The organism is Desulfosarcina cetonica JCM 12296 (assembly GCF_001311845.1).
Taxonomy (GTDB): Bacteria; Desulfobacterota; Desulfobacteria; order Desulfobacterales; family Desulfosarcinaceae; genus Desulfosarcina; species Desulfosarcina cetonica.
The window spans coordinates 1-2632 of sequence record NZ_BBCC01000374.1 but is presented as its reverse complement, the minus strand read 5'-3'; the positions used below and the strand labels follow the sequence as shown (position 1 = coordinate 2632).

Genomic DNA, 2632 nt, shown 5'->3' with positions numbered 1-2632 from the left:
CGGCTAGGTGCTCTACGACTTCCCCTCGCCCAATTACGGCCCCATTGAAAAAGGATTTGCCTACACCCGCCAGCTGATCGACACCTGGCGGAACGATCCCCTGGTGACCATTGCCGTGGAGCCCCACTCGCCCTACCTGTGCGCCCCGGACCTGTTGACCGAGGCCGCCGCGATCGCCCACGAGAATCGGACGCCCCTGGTGATTCACCTTTCGGAAACCCAGAGCGAGGTGGACGATATCCGCAAGCGTTACGGCGTCACCCCGGTTCAGCATCTGGCCAGCCTGGACGTGCTGGATGCCAACCTTTTGGCCTGCCACTGCGTGGTTCTCGACGACCGGGACATGGCGCTGCTGGCCACCCATGACGTCAAGGTGGCCCACAACCCGGAGAGCAACATGAAACTGGCCTCGGGCATCGCCCCGATTCCCGATCTTTTGGCGCGCGGCATCTGTGTGGGCCTGGGCACCGACGGCTGTTCGAGCAACAACAACCTGGATCTGTTCGCCGAAATGGACATGGCCGCCAAGCTGCACAAGGCCAGCCGCCTGGACCCCACGGTGATGGATGCGTCCCGGGTTTTGCGCATGGCCACCATTGACGGGGCCCGCGCCCTGGGCCTGGACGGCATCACCGGCAGCATCGAGATCGGCAAGCAGGCCGACATCATCGTCATCGATACCCAAAAGCCCCATCTGACGCCCCTGTACCACCCGGCATCCCACCTGGTTTACGCGGTGAACGGCGGCGACGTCTGGGCGACGGTGGTGGCCGGCCGGGTGTTGATGAAAAACCGGCAGCTGCTGCACCTGGACCTGGAACAAATCATGGCCAACGCCCGGCAGATCGCCAATGAAATCCGAGAGCGTTGAAATGACCTTCGATACGATCATCCATAACGGCACCCTCCTGACCCTGGATGCGGACATGCGAACCCTCCCGGCAGGATGGATCGGCATCCGCGAGGGTCGCATCGCCGCCATTGAACCCACCTGCCAGGCGCCGCCGCCCGAAGCGCCGCTGCGCATCGACGCCGCCGGCGGCATCGTCATGCCCGGTCTGGTGAACATCCACACCCACCTGCCCATGACCCTCTTCCGCGGGCTGGCCGACGATCTGCCGCTGATGACCTGGCTGAACGAACACATCTTTCCGGCCGAAGCCCGTTTCATCGAACCGGAAGCGGTACACTGGGGAACCCGGCTGGCCTGCGCCGAACTGCTGCTTGGCGGCACCACCTGCTGCTGCGGGGGCTATTTTCACGAAGATGCCGTGGCCGAGGCGGTTGCCGAAACCGGTCTGCGCGCCGTCTTGGGACAGGGGGTGATCGACTTCCCCGCCCCCGGCGTGCCCGATCCGGCCCAAAACGTAGCCCATGCCCGGGCCTATGTCCAAAAGTGGCGCGAACGCTCGGCCTTGATCCAACCGGCGATTTTCTGCCATGCGCCCTACACCTGCGGCGATACAACCCTCACGGCCGCCAAGCGGGCCGCCAATGAGCTGGGCGTGTTGTTCCAGGTACATGCCGCCGAAACCGTTTCGAACGGGATCAGTCCGTGGCCGACAAGGGTCTGAGCCCCATCGCCCGCCTGGCGCAATTGGGCATTCTCGACGCCCGGACTTTTGGCCCACTGCGTCTGGCTGGACGAAGCCGATATCGACCGCATGGCCGGCGCGGGCTGCGGCGTGGCCCATTGCCCGGAAAGCAACATGAAGCTGGCCTCGGGCATCGCCCCGGTCCCCCGCATGCGGGCGCGGGGCATTTCCGTGGGACTGGGTACCGACGCTGCGCCAGCAACAACGACCTGGACCTGTTCGGCGAAATAGCCACGGCGGCCAAGCTGCACAAGGTGGCCGGCAGTGACCCCACGGTTCTCGACGCGGCCAGCGCATTGCGCATGGCCACCATCGAGGCGCCCGGGCCATCGGCCTGGAGAATCGGATCGGATCGCTGGAAGTCGGCAAGCAGGCCGACATCATCGTCATGGACACGCAAGCGCCGCACCTGACACCCATGTACCACCCGGCGTCGCATATCGTTTATGCCGCCAGCGGTGCCGACGTGCGCCACGTGCTGGTCGACGGCCGCCTATTGGTACGCGATCGCCAGCTGACCGACATGGACATCAACGCCGTCATGGCCCAGGTCAACCGCATCGCCCGGGACATCCGGGAAACCCAGGCCGGCTGAGTCACCCATCGCAAGCCAACCCCAAAGGAGCCCCCATGGACCGCAATACGATCATCGCGGCCGCCCGCGGCGATGCAGCGGTCGACCTGCTGCTGACAGGCGCCCGCATCGTCAATGTCTTTTCCGGCCGTATCCAGAGTGGCAGCATCGCCATCAAGGACGGTTATGTCATCGGATTCGGTGATTATCCGGCCAAGGAAACGCTGGATCTCGGCGGCCGGTATGTGGCCCCCGGTTTCATCGACGCCCATGTGCACATCGAAAGTTCCATGGTCAGTGTCACCGAATTCGCCCGCGCCGTGGCGCCCTGCGGCACCACCACGGTAATCGCCGATCCCCATGAGATCGCCAACGTGCTCGGCGCGGCCGGCATCGACTACATGCTCCGATCGGCCGACGGCCAACCCATGGACTGTCTCTTCGCCCTGCCCTCCTGCGTGCC

Annotated in this window: 5 protein-coding genes; all 5 read left to right on the top strand. The window is 65.0% G+C overall.

The features are described 5' to 3' along the window. Nucleotides 1–7 precede the first annotated feature (7 nt). On the top strand, nt 8–871 hold the full coding sequence (locus JCM12296_RS33950; protein WP_054702462.1) for an amidohydrolase: 864 nt from the start codon (nt 8–10) through the stop codon (nt 869–871). Then, the gene (locus tag JCM12296_RS33945) at nt 852–1574 is read left to right on the top strand and encodes an amidohydrolase family protein (RefSeq protein ID WP_422699246.1); all 723 of its coding nucleotides are present in this window, start codon (nt 852–854) and stop codon (nt 1572–1574) included. Before JCM12296_RS33950 ends, JCM12296_RS33945 begins: the two co-directional genes overlap by 20 nt. Further along, nucleotides 1556–2008, top strand: coding sequence for an amidohydrolase family protein (locus tag JCM12296_RS51225; protein ID WP_422699244.1), 453 nt, complete (start codon nt 1556–1558; stop codon nt 2006–2008). The genes JCM12296_RS33945 and JCM12296_RS51225 overlap by 19 nt, the downstream gene beginning before the upstream one ends. Then, nucleotides 1891–2190, top strand: coding sequence for an amidohydrolase family protein (locus JCM12296_RS48690; RefSeq protein WP_306304190.1), 300 nt, complete (start codon nt 1891–1893; stop codon nt 2188–2190). The genes JCM12296_RS51225 and JCM12296_RS48690 overlap by 118 nt, the downstream gene beginning before the upstream one ends. A gap of 35 nt (nt 2191–2225) precedes the next feature. After that, a partial coding sequence (locus JCM12296_RS33940; protein ID WP_157068167.1) for an amidohydrolase family protein occupies nt 2226–2632 on the top strand: 407 nt, incomplete at its 3' end.